The sequence below is a fragment of the Oligoflexia bacterium genome (assembly GCA_034439615.1).
Taxonomy (GTDB): Bacteria; Bdellovibrionota; Bdellovibrionia; order JABDDW01; family JABDDW01; genus JAWXAT01.
Map to the genome: position 1 here is coordinate 1 of JAWXAT010000055.1, position 16226 is coordinate 16226.

Genomic DNA, 16226 nt, shown 5'->3' on the forward strand with positions numbered 1-16226 from the left:
CCCCCCCCCCCCGCTGAGGGAGTAATGAAGTAACTTATGGAACGACTTCGGCCTAACTTCATTGTCGGTATTGGGGGCTCAGCTGGAGCACTTAACGCATATAAGGCGCTCTTGGACGCCATTCCACCTAAAACAGGAATGGCCTTTGTTATTATTTCTCATATGAACCCCACTGCCAGCAGTGAGCTTGCGCTGATTTTGTCGCGTCACACGAAAATGAAAGTTATGGTTCCTTCTGATGGGCTACCGATCCAGAGGAATCATGTCTACGTAATTCCTCCGAACGCAGATCTCCTCATGGAGAACTATACGTTCAAAGTCATCTTCCCACGCGATATAAAGAAGAAGCAGATAGATTTGTTTTTTATTTCTTTGGCAGAGGCTATGGGAGCAAATGCGATCGGCATTGTCCTGTCTGGGTATGATGGCGATGGTAGTGAGGGATGCAAGCAAATCAAAGCAAAGCAAAGGGAGGAACAACCTTTGCTCAGGACGCGTCTTCCGAAATAAACCACATGCCTGCTAGCGCTGAGGCTACGGGCTGTGTTGATTTCGTTCTGCCACCCGACAAAATTTCAGATGAACTACAAAGATTGGCAAGCACTTCTATAAGTAAAGGGAAGAAACGCCTCTGAAATTTTAAAAGACGAATAATTCCGCTAACATTGTCTCACCAAAAAAGCTAAGCTTTTGACATGAGCAAAAAAGTATTTGACGTAGCCGTAATCGGTGCTGGAACTGCAGGACTTTCCACTGTTTCAGAAATCCAAAGACACACTGATAATTTTGTCCTCATTAACAAGGGAGAGTATGGGACTACGTGTGCACGCGTTGGATGCATGCCTTCTAAGGTGCTTATCCAAGTAGCAAATGATTTTTACAGCAGAAAAATATTTGCTAAAGAAGGGATTAAGGGCTCTCAATATCTAGAGGCTAAATCGGATCTCGTCATGAAGTACGTGAGAAGTCTGCGGGACCGTTTTGTTAAAAGTGTCATTAACGATGTAAGAAAAATTGGTGACAAAAATCTTCAGGGCTCAGCAAGGTTTCTCGATCCCACTATCCTTCAGGTGGGCCCCCATATTATCAAAGCACGAAAAGTAATAATAGCGACAGGGACTACTCCGGTAATACCTTCTGATTGGCTAAATTTAAAAAATCTCATTTTGACAACGGATCAGTTATTTGAAGAAAAAATACTCCCGTCTTCAATGGTGACCGTGGGACTTGGGCCGATTGGGCTCGAAATGGGCCAAGCACTTCACAGGCTCGGCGTTAAAATGACAGGTGTGGGGCAATCGAAATTTATTGGAAACTTGTCTGATCCGGTTGTTAACGGTTATGCAATAAAGCTACTTGGTTTGGAATTTGAATTAAATTTAGGGCACGAGGCTGTTGTCAAAGAGAAGAATAAAAAACTGACAATAACTGCTGGCAAAAAAACATATAAGGTTGAAAAAGTATTAGCGAGCTTAGGTAGAAAACCAAACTTAAGCGGTCTTGGTTTAAAGGAAATTGGAATTAAGTTTGATAAAAATGAAATTCCTGTATTTAACATCAACACTCTTCAGGTTGGAAAATTTCCAATATTTATTGTCGGAGATGTCAAGCACTACCGATCTGTTCTCCATGAAGCTGCTGACGATGGGAGGATCGCTGGATTTAATAGCATGCAAAAAAAACCACAAGCTTTTGAAAGGCGCATTCCTTTAAACATCACGTTTTGTGATCCCAATATTGCAACGGTCGGAAAGACATTTGAAAGTTTGACTCACGAGAAATTTATTACTGGGGAAAGCATTTTTGATAGCGGGAGATCTATAATACTTGGATCGACCGGAATACTTCGCATTTATGGAAAACCTAAAACCGGTTTATTACTCGGGGCTGAAATGATAGCCCCTGCTGGTGAACATCTAGCGCATTTGATTGCGTGCATGATCCATCAAAAAATGACGGTTTTTGATGCCCTTAAGCTCCCCATTTACCATCCAACTCTTGAAGAAGGATTACGACATGCCCTGCGAGATCTTTCAAAGCAGGTTACCGGTTTAAGGCCCAGGCTTGATTTGGAAAAAATCAAATAAAACAGAACTTCGGTTACAAAACCTCCAGTACTTGTAAGTGTAAGTGTGAGTTAGGTAGGGCATTTCAAATCCCTTGGGTCAAGGTGACGCTGAAATAAACGAGATACAGATTCTGCATGATTCTTGAGGTGGCCTTTAGATTGCACATCTCGAAGGTGACAAATTGAAATAACACAAATGAAGGAGATACAAAAATGATTAATTCGTCAGAAATAAAGCCAGATATGCCAGTAGTGTGTTCAGAAGACGGGCAATTCGCAGTGGTTGACCACCTTGAAGGCAATGAAAGTATCAAACTCAAGAAAGATAAAGCGGGCAAACACCATTTTATTCCTCTGAGCTGGGTAAAAAGCGTTGACGGTAAGGTTCATATTGACCGACCTGGTGATCAAGCTATGAGAGAATGGCGAACAGAACACTAAAATCGTTATGAGGCAATTTGCCACATATAAAGAAGGAGTTGCCATGGCAATTCAATTTCCACCACTTCCATATGCTACCGACGCACTAGAGCCTTTCATTTCTAGAAATACGATGGAATTCCACTATGGGAAGCATCACAGAAAATACGTTTCAAAACTGAATATTCTAATTAAAGACACGGCGTTTGATAAACTGGAGTTAGAAGAAATTATTTTAGAGTCTGCTCATACCAATCAAGAGATTTTCAATAATGCTGCGCAGGCATGGAGCCACAGCTTTTATTGGAATTGCATGACACCAAAATCAGGTGGACAGCCTGATGACAGTAGTCTTGCTTCGATTTTACAAAACTTTGAGTCCTTTGAAAACTTTAAGTTAAAGTTTACCGAATCCGCCAAAAAACAGTTCGGATCGGGTTGGACATGGCTTGTGAAAAACCCTGATGGAAGATTGTCCATACACAATATGAAAAACGCCGATGTGCCCGTCATGCACGATCAAACGCCCATACTCGTCTGTGACGTATGGGAACACGCTTACTATTTGGACTATCAAAATGAGCGAGGTAAATATCTAGAGAATTTTTGGAAAACCGTAAATTGGGATTTTGTTGAGAACAATATGCGTAAAGAACCAATGATACGAATCCGTAAAATCAAAGGTATGCTGAAAGAGACCTCTATACATTTGAGCTAAATCGCGTCGTTGCAAGCACTTCTCCAGTCGTGAAGAAGATATAGAGACCTCAATAAACGATTGATAATTCTTACTGTTGTTGTCCAGCAAGCTTCACGATGGCTCGAGCTAACGATTGGGGCTCAACCGGCTTTGCCATATGCGATTGAAAACCTGCCGTAACTTTAGAAAGACCTCTATCAACCATCAAACATCCCTCGAATCTCTTCATTTGTTTGACTAACTTTGTATTGTCCATTTTCTCTCCTCCGGTTTTAAGACCGATTACTTTTATTTTTTTCAAAAATCCAAAGCCGATGGGCTGAAATAATTGTATAACCTGGGTGAACTGTTTTTTTCTTGCGGGCCGGTCTAACCCTTTTCACCGTGTATTCATTCATGGATAATTGCTTTGGTGGCTCTAAATCATTTTCGACTGATCGTTTGACCTGCCTGTTCCATTTTTTCTTAACCATTTTCTAATCTTTTTTGATATCCGGAATAGATCTGAATGCTTTGGTGCATCTCTCGATAGCGGGTCAAGGCTTTGATCAAACATTCAAATTGTTTTTCACTCAAATCTGAAAGCAATTCGCCTAAGAAAACTAGCCCGCCTCCACATGATATGTCTAAAGCTGCTCGAATCAAAACTCGCTCGTCCAACGAAAATTCCCAACTGTCATCAAGAAGAATCTCGGGACGATCTCTCAGAGACACCGCAGTCGGTGAGTCATAGAGAAAATCTAGCAACCTTTGATCGGAACCGAGCAAATGAGAATTGATTTCCTTCTTCTGGTAAGCCATTTGAGAGTGCACAGTGTCCTCCGACAATGAATTTGATAGTTCGCTTACAATGCCAACACCTGCTGGCAGTGGCTCTGTTCATTGATTTCGAAAAACGATGTACTATGGAATTTCGCTTTGTGGGAGACTGATCAGTTACTCTAGAATTCAAAATTTTTCGATTGCGAAAATTTTTCTGCCTTCGGCTTCGGCTCTCTTTGCCTTTAGGTGTGGCTGAATACCGTTTCTCAGCTAGCTTTCGATTTCTTCTTCGGCCTTCTTGACTGCAAGTTGAGCTGCAATATTTATGTCCAGTCCAACAGTTCTCACAAAGAGTAAAAAGTGTGCTGCAAATTGGACAAGTTGGCTTGATCCCGAGCAAACCCAATTTCATGGTTCAACATTTGACTCTCAATTGAAAGCCTCCGACCATTAGCTTTTTGGTTGGCAGAAAACTGGGGAAGCCATTCGTCTTTGGCTTGTGGTCAGCCAAAGTCTCTTTGTCTTTGAAGCCTTTAATGGGCATGGTGATTCCGATGGCCCCTCTAGTTTTGATTACTTCTCATTCAAGATTTTCCATCGCCCCCTTTTTGTCGGGCCGATATGCCTGATTCTCTTGGCTGCTTTAAGCTTTTTGATATGATATTTGACGCCATCCCGAGTGATGTTAAGTTTTTCTGCTAATTCCTGCTGTGTAATACCAGGATTCTCTTTTATCAATGACAGGATCTCGGAAGAAGGATCGATGAAACTTTCTTGGGTAGTTCTTGTGTAGTTCTGGGGTAGTCTTTTCTTGTCTCAAATTGGGACGATAAAGAATGATTTTGAAAAAATCCCCCTTATCCTCGAATACTGGAGGCTTGAGTCCTTCGGCTTTCATGGCCTCACGAATGCGGATAATTCCAGTACCAGCTTTTTCAACAATATCGAGACGGGCAAACATATCGGCAATAATTTCGTTTCTACGAGATGAAAGTTCGCCGATGTTTTCCGGTGAAATCCCGAGTGGCAGCCTTCCGGGATTAATAATCTCAATCCGATCAGGAAAAACTCGAATTTGAATACTGGTGCCACCCATATTGTAGTCGCGGTGAATGATGGCATTGGCAATGGCTTCGCGCCAAGCCTCTTGAGGGATTTCATACACGTTTCTTCGACGGCTTGTTTCAATAATAGCTTGAAGGCTCAGATGCCTCTTGAGAAAAAACTCCGCCTCATTGAACTGAGTCAACAAATCGCCCCGGACTTCCTTTCTATCAAAGATGTTGGCCCCCACATAATCTTTGAAAGCGAGAAGCATAACCTGCGAATGAAGAAAAAAGGGATCAAGCTTGCCAGCAAAAAAGAGAACCCCAGCGTTGTTGATTGATTTGTTCTGCATCAGATTGAGGCTTTTTAGAATATTGGGGAGCGTTTCTTTTGTGACCGAATATTTGATATCTGCAAGCCGATAGAAATCACGAACTTTTTTAAGCGAAACGTCGGATAGTTTTGCTTTAGAATTTACTTTTTCATCGAAGTGATCATTTTCTCTTGAATCAAAGATCGCCTTAATTTCATTCCGACTTAATTTTTGAGTGACGGCATCGAATCTTTTGTAATAAGTGCCGGCGCAAGAGTAGGGCTTGTCGGTGCCTTCTACGACGTTGACGACGACAATGTTATTCACGTTTTTTACATCGACTTCGATTCTTGGATCACAATTTCGGCCCAGTCCAAAAATTTCAGCCTTAATTGCCCAGTGAGCTTAGCGCCTTTGATCGAGCCGTCATCGGCAACTCCCAGAAGGATTTTGCCACCCTTGGAGTTGGCGAAGGCTACAATGTCGTGGGCAATTTTAGATGTATATCTCTCTTTGAATTCGACAGTAAGCCCTTCGCCTTCTTTGATCAGTAATAAGAGATTCTCTTTTTTCGTCATACCAATACCCCAATCACGAAAGTGCTTCGATGTAAGGTCTCACTCGATGGGCAACACCCAGTTTGATGGCTGTATCCAAAATTTTACCTAAGTTTGATTTTCTCGATGATATCGCATTTCTAAGGGCTGTAATCCCAATTTGAATCCCCAATTTCTCTCGCTGAACCAGACAGTCCACAATTGTTCTCTCGATTTTCGTGATTGAATAGCCGTCACACTTTTCAATTCCAATTTTCCATTTCGGGCTGCGCGCTCGAAAGACTTTGATGTCCGCAAAGTTCGTTCGTTTGGTATTAGTGACCATCATCCAAGTTTTTTTTGGGATGGAATCCGTCAGCCCGTGGTGAGCGAGCGCTGAAACCAAGCAGACGGCAGAGGGTGAGCCCACACGCAAGGTTGCAGATCTATACTGATCCTCTTCGCTGATATCGTCTTTAGTTCGCCGATATATTCCGCGAGCCAGTTGTTCGACAACTCCCTCGGCGATGAGCTTCCTCAAGAAATAGCGATTCAGCCCAAGCTTAATTGCTTGTCTTAGTGTGAATGGTTTTTCGCTGAGCTCAAAAGGTAAAGTGTCCACTTACAAAGTCTGACACACATTGGGTCCTGAGTCAATTTGTGTTAAAACGAGGGGGTAGGCATCAAAAGAGTAACCAAAACGTCCGATGAGTGTCGATTTCGGGTCAAAAAGGGTGGGGGAGGCATCAAAACAGTAACCAAAAAGTGCCCTTTCGAGTGGCTGATCGATCCAAAACCACGTTTTTTGGTCACTATTTTTACATGTGGGTAGCTAACCCATTGTTTGTAATTACTTTTTTTGAACACAAAACTTTGAAAACAGCGATTTTTGCCACTTTTTCGCAAAAAGTGGTGCAGCAGTTTTTTGACGCAATTGCAGGTCGGAGTATGGGAGCGGTAGTTGAATTTTTTGTTACGGGGCTATAGAAAAGAGCGAATGGTTGAGTCAATCTTTTGAGCAGGATTTTTCGGAACCAAAAGGTCAAAGACATCCAGATATGACCTATTGGAGTGCGGTAATTACCAAACGCAGGCTGTAGCTCCGTCGCTGGTGAAAACCCAGGAAGTCGTTCCGCCCTTGCAGATACACTGACGATAGCCTGAAGTGATGGCTAAAGAGCTGTCATGGGCTGCATCGCAAGCAAAAGGCTGGGCTGCATACTTCGCAACTCTAACAACTCCATTAACATCTAAGGCCGTTTGAGGTGATGTAGTCCCTATACCGACGTTTGGTTATAATCCCAATTCGCGAAGACCCTTTTGCCATGGAAGGGCCCATATCGGACCCATACGACGCTCGGTGTGTCCCATGTGAAAAATAAAAAGCCCCGAATGGCGGGGAAAAACCTTCTGGAAATAGAGCAAGCCATCCCCGTCTTCCGTAGTAAATCTGTCGCCAGCTTTAACCTCTATGGCCACCGTACCGTTTTTGGTTTCGGCAATAAAGTCGACCTCAATTCCTTTTCTTGTCCGAAATGAAGAGATGGTTATGTCTTTATTCCACGCCCATGCTGAGTGCAAAATTTGTATGAAAACAAGTTGTTCTGCTAGAATTCCAATTCTGTCAGCGCTGGGAATGAAGTTTTGTAGCATACCATTATAGACACCGTTATCGAACAGATAGAATTTAGGGTGACGAATAAGGTCTTCTGACTCTGCGAGAGGTGCGAATGGAAAAACACGATAACCAATTAGGGTGTCCTCCAGAATTTCAAAATATCGGGGGATCGCATGCCGAGATATTTTTGCTTTCTTGGCGATTTTAGTCAGATCCATAAATTGAGCGACGGATAAAACAGATTCATTGAGAAAACGAGCAAATGATTCAATATTTCTCGTCAGAGCTTCAGCTTTGATTTCTTCTTTAAGATAATTAGCGGCATAAGATTTTAGCAAGTGTTCGGCCTCGTTTGATTGACCCTCGAGATAAGCTTCAGGGAGTGAACCTCGGCTCAAAATCTTTTTTGTATCAAACTTATAAGCCATTTCGGCGGCTACGAGTGGGCCTAATTTGAAATTGAGTACTCGTCCAGGCAGTAAATTCGCTCCGCCACGTTTCAATTTTCTGGCGCTTGAGCCGGTGAGATAAAATTTTAACCCCTTTTGTTTATCAGCTAAGGCCTGCACTGTATTAAGAATACGGGGCAGGCGTTGAATCTCATCAATAAAAATGGATTTAGCCGATTGCAATTCGATCAGCTTGGCAAGTTCTTCTGGGTGAGATGAATGTGTCATAAATTCAACTTCATCAGCCAAATTGATAGATAGATCGGGAGTTAATCGCGATACCAATGTGGATTTGCCGACTTGGCGCGGACCAAGAAGTAAGATGCTTTTCTTAGTTTTAGCAATAGACTCGGAAATTAATCTGTTGATCATGTGCTCATAATTTCAAAAAAATGAGCACAATACAATCATTTTTTATCCATAAATGCTTTGACCATGTAACAGTATCTCTTTGGCGGAATTACTTCGAAGCAGGTGCTCGGCAGATAGCGCTTTCAACGTACCTATTTTAAACAATGGCGCGATAAGGTACGATAATTATTTTTGAGCTTAGTGGAACTACGACTTTGCCTCGGGTCAGAATTGCAACGACCGCTTTTGGATTGCGTCTCAAAAAACTTTCTGCCGAAGCTATCGCTGTAGTATCGGGCGTTTCTAGTGTGGTGGGAATTAAGCCGGTCATTTTTCCAGAGACATCTAATACAAGAGGTACTCTAGCGCCGCCTCGTGTTTCATAGCTCCGAATGGAGCTGTGAGGGTGAAGGTATTTTATTTGTGCTAAACACTGTGAAAAAACAAATCGCAAAAGATCGACCTCTGCATCAATCCTTGGAGTTAAAAATGAGGCCATACCTTGGTCTTCTAAAAAGAAAATTTCTTTTTTTCTGTCACCGATAGTTTCTATTCGCCGAATAAGAAATAAGGCCTCTAAGGCGGGAACTAATTTTCTCAAACTTGGTGCAGAAATGCGTGTAAAGCGACTGAGCTCAGAAATGGAAAGTGGTTTTCCTTGATTAAAGGCGAAATACTGCATTGTTTTAAAAAGTTTTTCGAAAGGCAGAGTGGTTTCAAGAACTAATTGGATATCTCTGCGGAGCAATGTATCTAAGTGTGCATTGAAACGTTCAGCCCTCACATGGGGGTCGCGAAAAAAGCAAATTCCGGGAAGCCCCCCTTTGAGTAGATAGTCGGCAACACTTTTTTCAGAAATGAGCTGAATCTTATTTTTGCAAATTTTTTGCATTTCACTTAATGAAAGTCTCAAAAAATTGACGACATCACCAAGTTTGTAATCATTAAGTTCAGCTATGCATAAGGGCAGTAGTTCATGGGTCACTATGCGCCCGGTGAGACTTTCGCGAATAATTTTTCTAGAAGTAAAGCGCACTGACCCTGTAAGTAAAAATCGGCCTGGTTTTTTTAAAACTCGGACAGCCTCTTTGAGTGCTGGAAAAAGTTCGGGTGCGAGTTGGCATTCGTCAATACCGAAAAGAGTGGTTCCGCGATCTAAAAATGCTTCTGGATTTGTGCGAGCAGCAGCTAATTGAACTGCTTGGTCTAGACTTACATAGCGTTCGCCAGAAACCAAACTCTCCGTGAGCGTGGTCTTGCCCGTCTGGCGTTGACCGACGATTCCCACAATGGGGCTATGCTTAATGCTTTTCAGAATTTGGGCCTGTAACAGACGTTGTCTTTGATGAGCCATAATGTGAGTTTATACCTATATGCCTTTTTTGAAAAGGGGTTTTCAATAATAACAGCGGCACCAGGTACCTTTTTTTGTTAGATTCTCTTGTTCTGTTTTATCAGCACGCTCTTGAAGCGATTGAATGGTGCGTGTTCTTGCACGTCGTAAGAAGGATTTTGGTGATTGCAACGAAACAGATGATACTCTTTCAACAGCCCCATTAGTTAAATTGCCTGAATCTAAATTATCTTGAGATCAAACTGCGGTTCGAATTAACAGGCCACTGTTCTTTATTTTCTTTATTTCGACTGAAGGGCTTTTTCGATTTTTTCAAGACGAGCTTTGATTGCAGCGTTCTCGTTTTTCATCTGAAAATTTTCTTGCTGCAAGGATTGGATTTGGCGGTCTTTAATGATGTTTTCTATCTTCATGGCTGCAACGTTGTCAGAAACGCCAACAATTTTATTATAAAGCTCTTTAACAGCTTGTGTGAGGAGTGCCACGAAGTTTGAGTAATTAACTTGTTTAAAACCTGAATCCTTATCGTTACGAACAAGTTCAGGAGCAACTTTTTCTACTTCTTGAGCGATAAAGCCCATAGATCTTTGATCTGAAGCACTACCGTTTTTCCAGCGGAACGTGACACCATCAAGAGACCTAACTTTATCAAGTCCATGCTCGATGGGTTGAATATCAGTCTTAAGTCGAACGTCTGATGCGCAACTCATACCGGCATCTGTAACAGAGCAAGTAGCCGCATCGTTTATGAACTTAGAGATGACTGTTCCAGCGCCTCCAGTTTGGTAAACATGCAGCTTGGCAGTTGGGTTTGTTGTGTTGACATTCTCGTTTCCATTGGAAAAGTCCTGGTACCACCCGTTATTGTTGTTGTTCTCTGAGGCGGACCAGTTTACCAGCGAATGATTATAACTCACCTCAATGAATTTTCAATGAAGTGAACCTCCTGCATGAACCCTCATAAAAAGATTCATGATTCGTCTTTGCTTAAAGAACTTCTTTAAGCCCATCCGCTCGAGATGAAAATCGCACACTAAGCAGCGCCTTGACCCCACATGGGTTTCATGCCCATAGCTCTTGGCGATGTTGCTAAGGCTCACGGGCTTTCAAAACTTGCCGATGTGAGCGGTATTAATCGCAGAACTCTTTATAAGATATTTGATAAGCAAGGTAATCCAAGTTTTGAAGTCGTAAGTCGCGTGCTCGGTAACTTGGGCCTTGAATTACAAGTCCGCCCGAAGAAGGGCAAACGCGCCAAAGCTTCTTAATTCAGAAAAGCTCGCTAATCGGAGCACAAGCCTGATTTGTATGATCGGGCTTGTCTGAACTCAACGAATTGTAGAGTTTCAGACTGCACTAGCAGATACCAAGCGTGGGTTTGCTAAGGCATCTGCGGCTATCAAAAAGAGTCTCTTACGTCAGATTTTTAAGTCCATCGTAGTCTCAGCTCCCGAGGCCAATGTTTTATCTTTTAATTTCCATAAATTGTAAAGTATCTATCCGGTATGGACCCTCGAGTTGTATTGAATGGTGACCTCGGCCCGAGTCGAACGGGCGACCTGCTTCTTAGGAGGAAGCTGCTCTATCCATCTGAGCTACGAGGTCTCGAATTGTATCAATGTCCTAGCAAGTGTTTTCCTTTTCCGTCAATTTCCCCGTCATCCGAGTTTTTAACAGAAAAAGAGTTCTGAATTCAATCACTTCCCGATGGACCCTCAGTTTAGGAAACTAGTGCTCTATCCAACTGAGCTACGCGGTCAGCGTGAGGTTTTGTTGTAATGCTTGATCGCTCGAGTTTCAAGCTTCTTTGTGGCTTTTCCAAAAGTCAAACAGTGCTCTTTCATGCGACAATGGCCGCAAATCTGTACATTAAATCGACTTGGACATTCTTGTGAAATTCCTAAATGACAAAGAGCAAAATCAAATCGTGTGGGGTTAAGTGCGTCTAATTGTTTTAATGCTTCAGTAATCTCAACGGCTGTTTGCCATGAGTTGTCTTTACGCTTAGTAAAACCTAGGTGTTTAGATATTCTTAAAACGTGAGTGTCTACGGGTATGATGAGATCAGCTAAGTTTACTGATTTCCAAAGGCTAAGATCCATGGGGCCTGTGCCGCAAACCCATCTTAAAAATAAAAGTAGTCGCTTACATGCACTCTTACCTGAGGGTTTTGGAAAAAAGAATAATGCGCCTCTTGATTTGGGTTTTATATATGGCGCACTTGGTTGACTTGTTAAGGCGTTAATAAAATTTTCAAGTCGAACAGCGATATCAAGGTTTTTGGAACTAACCTTAAAAAGATTTTCTAAACTTCCATGGTTTTTGAGTGCATGGCCTAGCCAGGTGAGAAGTAAACCTAAATCATCAGCAGTATTAAATCGATGTTTAAAGCTTTGTGGGATGAGTTTTTTCCATTGTTTACCGGTAGTAGTTTTTAATTTTTTAGATGGCTGCGGCCCTAAGAGTAGAAATATTTTTTCTAAACTATTTTGGATTTGCCTTACATTTCCATACGCAAAAACAGCTGCTATGAGGGCTGCTACTTCGCGATCATTAGAATCTGAAAACCTAAGTACTAGTGCGAGTGGGTCATTTTTAATTTCGCCTGAAAAATCAAAACTATTTTCAACCTCTAAGAGGCGATGGCGCAAAAGGTCAATTCTTGTCATATGGGCTAAGGTAATGTACTGTGGGCTGAAGTAAAAGTCTATTCTCAGAAGGACACTTATTTATGAAAAAATTCTTGGTTTATGGGTTTGCTACATTTATTTTGCTCGCTGCAACTATAGCCATAGTCGCTAATATAATGTTGCCACCAAAGATTAAGGAAATCATAGAAAAAGAGGGCTCCCTTGCTTTAGGTAGTCCACTCACAGTGGGGCAAGTTGCAATTGTGTTTTGGCCGCCACTTAAGCTTTCACTTTTAAATGTAAACACTATGTTAACTGAGCCTATAAATGCAAAAGTTACTATCCCACAAATTCTAATTCAAGCTGACCTAGCTGAGATTATTTCAGGTAAACTCGTTGCTCAAGTCACTGTGACTCAGCCGCAAATCAATATGCAGCTTCCTGAAAAACCTATTGCAGGCACAGCCCCTCAAACTAAAGAAGCAAAACAAACTGAATCAACAGATGTAAAAACTGAAAAATCAACTTCGCCTGTTGCTATAAGTATTAAACTTAAAGCTATTGATGGTCTCATAGATGTTGTTCAGGGAGCACAGTCTGTAAAACTAGAAAAAACAAATCTTGAATTTGAAGCGATTGAATTAGATAAGCCCTGGTCATTGCAACTTGATACCTTGCTTGATTTAAATTGGGCATCTGTAAAAACAAGTTTGCCTTTGAAAATAAAGTCGAATTTTACTTTTATCGAAGATATTTTTATAACAAAAAACGCAACACTCGATATCGGAGGGCTCGTATTATCTTTAAGTGGTAATACAAATCTTAAAACCGAAGATCATGTTTGGGACGCCTCTACTAACATCCCTGATATAAAATCGTTACCTGTGCCTCCAGCATTTTTACCAGCAGGTGAATGGAGTGGAGCGCTTGCAGCAAAAGTTCATGCTGAACATAAAAAAAGCCAAGATTGGTCAGCTCAAGGAAGTATTAAGGCTCAAAATCTTAAAGGTCATATTAATTATGATAAAGAAGATAAAACCATTAAAGGCCCTGTTGGTGCAAATGCTGATGTCGAGTTTGTTTTTAAGAAAACTTTAATACTCAATAAAATTATCGCAGATGCAGAGATGAAAGGTCTTTCATTACGCATCGGAAAACAGTTTTCAAAACCTGTTGGTGTGCCGTTTAACTTTAGCATCACTGCTTCCCAAACTGCAGATCTGATTAATATTCAAAATGCTCAAGCAAGATTAGCAGAATTAAAAGTTGCAGTTACAGGGAGTCTTGCTTCAACTGCAGGTAAACAGTCAAATCTTAATATCACTGTACCACGAACAACCTTGGTAGGATTTGAACAATTCATACCCATGCTTGCGGGTACCCCTTTACAGGGTTTTATCGAAGTCAAAGCATCTTTGAATGGTGATTTGCAAAAACCTGAAAATCTAAATTTAAATATCAACCCACTTTTGTTGCAGGGTGTAAGGGGCAAATTTCAGTGGATGTCTGCTGATAAAACCCAAACTCTTAGTGGCCCAATGAGCATTGACGCAAAAGCTGTCATCGTAACAAAAGGAAAAACTTTATCGGCTGCGAGTATAAACACTCAAGCTGATTTTTCAGCGTTAGATATTTCGATGGCCGATAAGTTTCAAAAAAAGGCGGGTAGCCCATTAAAACTCAATCTCTCAGCTCAACAAAAAAAGTCTCAAGTGATTATCTCTCCCTCACAGTTGACTACATCTGCTGGGGTTTTAAAAATTTCTGGAAGTTTCACAGAGCCCCAAGCACCAACATTTAATGTGAAGATGCAAATTCCAAAACTTGATCTTAATCAGATTTCAAAGCTTATTCCGTTTTTAGCCGTTTGGAAATTATCTGGGGCAGCCGATGCTGATATTAATCTTTGGGGAAAATATGATTTTGCACTTGGTATTCAAAAAAGCCCGTTAAATTTAAAAGGTAAAATTTCAGCTGATATGCCGCAATTTATTTATAAGACAGCTGTTAATTCTACTGGGTCTACTAAAAATACTTCTGCTGAAAATTCACCAGCAACAGAGAATAAAGGGAAAAGCGAAGTAAACAAATCTGCAGCAGAACCTCTACTTCCAAATTGGCCAATCATGAAGAATATGAATTTAGAAACTTCATTGAAACTTGGTCATGTTGAAGCCATGGGTTTATCAATTAATCGCGTGACTTGGTCAGGGCGACTCAATCAGGGTGTATTAACAGGTACAGCAAATATTGGTGAAATTTTTGATGGTTCAGCAAAAGCAGAAAAAATTGAAACCAATTTATTGGAGGCAACACCGACAACAAGCCTCTTAACCACTGTTACGAATATGAACATCTCTAAAGCACTTAGTTGGGCCACACCTGAATATAAAGAATTAGCTTCAGGTAAAGCTACGGGGAGCCTGAACATTAAAGCCGCACATCCTTCGCGCCCTGATTTTTTGGATGCAACTTGGGTGAAAGGTTCTTGGCGTGTGACTGAGGGGTATATGAGTACGCTTCAATTTGATAAATATATTAATCAAAAACTCGCTGGAATTCCGGGGTTAAGAGATAAAGCCAATTTAAACAGCGGTGGCTTAAAATCAAATATTGATACCACTTTTGAATTTTCTAAATCTCAGCTCAATATTACAACCTTTAATGCAATCACCCCTGAGCGAAATGAATTAAGAGCCTCGGGTTGGATTAGAGCCACAGATAAAATCATGGATCTTCGTGGTACAGCGTATGTGTCAACCCCCCCTGTAACTGGTGATATTTTAGCTGCTAATTCAGATGAGTCTGGAAGACTTGTATTGCCTGTACATTTCTCTGGTAATGTCGCAAGCCCTGAACTTCATTTGGCTGAGGAGACGGTAAAAACTCTTATCACACGTGCCGCAACTCATGCGGCTGGGAAATTTAAAAAACAAGCAGAGTCAACCATGCGTAATGAAGCACAAAAACACATTGATGAACAAAAAAAGAAACTTCAAGAAGAAGCTAAAAAGAGACTCGAAGGCCTTTTTTAAGACCTAAGTTTGGTTTAAAAGCGGCTATCTCTGCCGATAAGTATATGTCTATGAAAGCACCTACTTGGGATCTGATTTTCAAACAGTTAAAAAATGCTGAGAGCATTATGCTTATCTTAGCGTTGTCGTTTTTCTTTTTAGCTGGGCACAGTTATCTCACAAAAGAGTCATCTCCTGAAGTTCAAGAGCAAGTAGCTAAGGCTGGTGATAGTGTTGAACTCCTTCAGCATGGTCAGTTTGAAGCTACAAATTTTCAACCTCTTGATGTTAAGCAGATTGAAGAAATGACTCAAAAACTTAAATCGATTAAGAAAAAGCTCACCGAACGTAGTCGCAAAACTGCCCAATAATTAAACATCTAGAATGAAAATTTTGCTCAAATATAACTGTTGAAGTATGTCGTGAATTTCTCTATTTTGCCTCTATATATAACTATATTTAAAACCAGTTTATAATTAAAAAGCGTTAATCATTAATGCATTTGAAAGGTAGTACGAGATGTCTCCAGAAACATTATCAACAAGCAAAGAAGTTATGAAGTGTCTTCAAGAAATACTCCAAGCCGAGATGGCTGGAATCATGAGATACCTCCATTATTCATTTATGATCATGGGGCATAATCGCATTCCCATTCAAAAGTGGTTTCGCGATCAAGCAAGCGAGAGCATGATGCACGCTGTAGCAGTTGGTGAAAAAATCACATCCTTTGGAGGCCATCCTCCGTCTTTCTCTGCTGAAATGAAAGAAAGCAATGTTCATAGTATCAATGCAATGCTTGAAGAGAGTTTATCATTTGAACTCGAAGGTCTCGCGCTTTACAAAAAATTGGTAGCATTAGCGGGTGATGATATTGCATTAGAAGAAATGGCTCGTGAATTTGTTCGAAGCGAAACAGAGCATGTTGAAGAGGTTCAAAAGATGCTCCGTAGTAGCAAATAGGGTA

Annotated in this window: 16 protein-coding genes, 2 tRNA genes and 1 pseudogene; 8 read left to right on the forward strand and 11 right to left on the reverse strand. The window is 41.2% G+C overall.

Features of this window, described 5'->3' with window-relative positions; translation table 11 throughout:
- Positions 1-36: 36 nt before the first annotated feature.
- The 4 genes and pseudogenes from SGI74_13165 (at position 37) to SGI74_13180 (ending at position 3134) form a co-directional block, all read left to right on the forward strand.
- Positions 37-510 carry a chemotaxis protein CheB gene (locus SGI74_13165; protein MDZ4678445.1) on the forward strand — a complete coding sequence of 158 codons (474 nt, stop codon included), beginning with the start codon at positions 37-39 and terminating at the stop codon, positions 508-510.
- Between the two features lie 185 nt (positions 511-695).
- Complete coding sequence (locus SGI74_13170) at positions 696-2087, forward strand: dihydrolipoyl dehydrogenase (protein MDZ4678446.1); 1392 nt, start codon at positions 696-698, stop codon at positions 2085-2087.
- A 194-nt stretch (positions 2088-2281) separates the two neighbouring features.
- The gene (locus SGI74_13175; protein ID MDZ4678447.1) at positions 2282-2509 is read left to right on the forward strand and encodes a DUF2171 domain-containing protein; all 228 of its coding nucleotides are present in this window, start codon (positions 2282-2284) and stop codon (positions 2507-2509) included.
- A gap of 43 nt (positions 2510-2552) precedes the next feature.
- A pseudogene (locus SGI74_13180) lies at positions 2553-3134 on the forward strand (superoxide dismutase).
- Between the two features lie 142 nt (positions 3135-3276).
- Here the strand turns inward: SGI74_13180 and SGI74_13185 are convergent.
- The 8 genes from SGI74_13185 to SGI74_13220 all read right to left on the reverse strand — a co-directional run bounded on the left by SGI74_13185 (position 3277) and on the right by SGI74_13220 (position 10535).
- Positions 3277-3444: a hypothetical protein gene (locus tag SGI74_13185; protein ID MDZ4678448.1), complete on the reverse strand. Its 168-nt coding sequence runs from the start codon at positions 3442-3444 to the stop codon at positions 3277-3279.
- A gap of 209 nt (positions 3445-3653) precedes the next feature.
- A complete protein-coding gene (locus tag SGI74_13190) occupies positions 3654-4001 on the reverse strand; it encodes a hypothetical protein (GenBank protein ID MDZ4678449.1) in 348 nt (115 codons plus the stop codon).
- Positions 4002-4635: 634 nt separating this feature from the next.
- Complete coding sequence (locus tag SGI74_13195; protein MDZ4678450.1) at positions 4636-5637, reverse strand: ATP-binding protein; 1002 nt, start codon at positions 5635-5637, stop codon at positions 4636-4638.
- Positions 5638-5642: 5 nt separating this feature from the next.
- The gene (locus tag SGI74_13200; GenBank protein MDZ4678451.1) at positions 5643-5888 is read right to left on the reverse strand and encodes an ATP-binding protein; all 246 of its coding nucleotides are present in this window, start codon (positions 5886-5888) and stop codon (positions 5643-5645) included.
- A gap of 13 nt (positions 5889-5901) precedes the next feature.
- Complete coding sequence (locus SGI74_13205; GenBank protein MDZ4678452.1) at positions 5902-6468, reverse strand: type IV toxin-antitoxin system AbiEi family antitoxin domain-containing protein; 567 nt, start codon at positions 6466-6468, stop codon at positions 5902-5904.
- 671 nt (positions 6469-7139) lie between these two features.
- Positions 7140-8285 carry an AAA family ATPase gene (locus tag SGI74_13210; GenBank protein MDZ4678453.1) on the reverse strand — a complete coding sequence of 382 codons (1146 nt, stop codon included), beginning with the start codon at positions 8283-8285 and terminating at the stop codon, positions 7140-7142.
- Between the two features lie 136 nt (positions 8286-8421).
- Positions 8422-9618 (reverse strand): AAA family ATPase, encoded by a 1197-nt coding sequence (locus tag SGI74_13215; GenBank protein ID MDZ4678454.1) that lies wholly within the window; start codon positions 9616-9618, stop codon positions 8422-8424.
- 281 nt (positions 9619-9899) lie between these two features.
- The gene (locus SGI74_13220) at positions 9900-10535 is read right to left on the reverse strand and encodes a tail fiber domain-containing protein (protein MDZ4678455.1); all 636 of its coding nucleotides are present in this window, start codon (positions 10533-10535) and stop codon (positions 9900-9902) included.
- Positions 10536-10673: 138 nt separating this feature from the next.
- Here SGI74_13220 and SGI74_13225 point away from each other — a divergent pair, with 138 nt between their 5' ends.
- Positions 10674-10886: a putative addiction module antidote protein gene (locus SGI74_13225; GenBank protein MDZ4678456.1), complete on the forward strand. Its 213-nt coding sequence runs from the start codon at positions 10674-10676 to the stop codon at positions 10884-10886.
- A 260-nt stretch (positions 10887-11146) separates the two neighbouring features.
- Here SGI74_13225 and SGI74_13230 read toward each other — a convergent pair.
- The 3 genes from SGI74_13230 to SGI74_13240 all read right to left on the reverse strand — a co-directional run bounded on the left by SGI74_13230 (position 11147) and on the right by SGI74_13240 (position 12287).
- Positions 11147-11223 (reverse strand) — tRNA-Arg (locus SGI74_13230).
- Between the two features lie 65 nt (positions 11224-11288).
- A tRNA-Arg gene (locus SGI74_13235) sits at positions 11289-11378 on the reverse strand.
- Complete coding sequence (locus SGI74_13240) at positions 11376-12287, reverse strand: TIGR02757 family protein (GenBank protein MDZ4678457.1); 912 nt, start codon at positions 12285-12287, stop codon at positions 11376-11378. Before SGI74_13240 ends, SGI74_13235 begins: the two co-directional genes overlap by 3 nt.
- A gap of 62 nt (positions 12288-12349) precedes the next feature.
- Here SGI74_13240 and SGI74_13245 point away from each other — a divergent pair, with 62 nt between their 5' ends.
- The 3 genes from SGI74_13245 to SGI74_13255 all read left to right on the forward strand — a co-directional run bounded on the left by SGI74_13245 (position 12350) and on the right by SGI74_13255 (position 16222).
- Positions 12350-15283, forward strand: a complete 2934-nt coding sequence (locus SGI74_13245) for a hypothetical protein (protein MDZ4678458.1) — start codon at positions 12350-12352, stop codon at positions 15281-15283.
- Between the two features lie 44 nt (positions 15284-15327).
- On the forward strand, positions 15328-15633 hold the full coding sequence (locus tag SGI74_13250; GenBank protein MDZ4678459.1) for a hypothetical protein: 306 nt from the start codon (positions 15328-15330) through the stop codon (positions 15631-15633).
- Positions 15634-15781: 148 nt separating this feature from the next.
- The gene (locus SGI74_13255; protein ID MDZ4678460.1) at positions 15782-16222 is read left to right on the forward strand and encodes a ferritin-like domain-containing protein; all 441 of its coding nucleotides are present in this window, start codon (positions 15782-15784) and stop codon (positions 16220-16222) included.
- Positions 16223-16226: the final 4 nt, after the last annotated feature.

Coding starts and splice junctions, on each gene's coding strand:
- SGI74_13165 (MDZ4678445.1), top strand. CDS start 37: ATGGAACGACTTCGGCCTAACTTCATTGTCGGTATTGGGGGCTCAGCT.
- SGI74_13170 (MDZ4678446.1), top strand. CDS start 696: ATGAGCAAAAAAGTATTTGACGTAGCCGTAATCGGTGCTGGAACTGCA.
- SGI74_13175 (MDZ4678447.1), top strand. CDS start 2,282: ATGATTAATTCGTCAGAAATAAAGCCAGATATGCCAGTAGTGTGTTCA.
- SGI74_13185 (MDZ4678448.1), bottom strand. CDS start 3,444: ATGGACAATACAAAGTTAGTCAAACAAATGAAGAGATTCGAGGGATGT.
- SGI74_13200 (MDZ4678451.1), bottom strand. CDS start 5,888: ATGACGAAAAAAGAGAATCTCTTATTACTGATCAAAGAAGGCGAAGGG.
- SGI74_13210 (MDZ4678453.1), bottom strand. CDS start 8,285: ATGATCAACAGATTAATTTCCGAGTCTATTGCTAAAACTAAGAAAAGC.
- SGI74_13215 (MDZ4678454.1), bottom strand. CDS start 9,618: ATGGCTCATCAAAGACAACGTCTGTTACAGGCCCAAATTCTGAAAAGC.
- SGI74_13225 (MDZ4678456.1), top strand. CDS start 10,674: ATGGGTTTCATGCCCATAGCTCTTGGCGATGTTGCTAAGGCTCACGGG.
- SGI74_13240 (MDZ4678457.1), bottom strand. CDS start 12,287: ATGACAAGAATTGACCTTTTGCGCCATCGCCTCTTAGAGGTTGAAAAT.
- SGI74_13245 (MDZ4678458.1), top strand. CDS start 12,350: ATGAAAAAATTCTTGGTTTATGGGTTTGCTACATTTATTTTGCTCGCT.
- SGI74_13250 (MDZ4678459.1), top strand. CDS start 15,328: ATGTCTATGAAAGCACCTACTTGGGATCTGATTTTCAAACAGTTAAAA.
- SGI74_13255 (MDZ4678460.1), top strand. CDS start 15,782: ATGTCTCCAGAAACATTATCAACAAGCAAAGAAGTTATGAAGTGTCTT.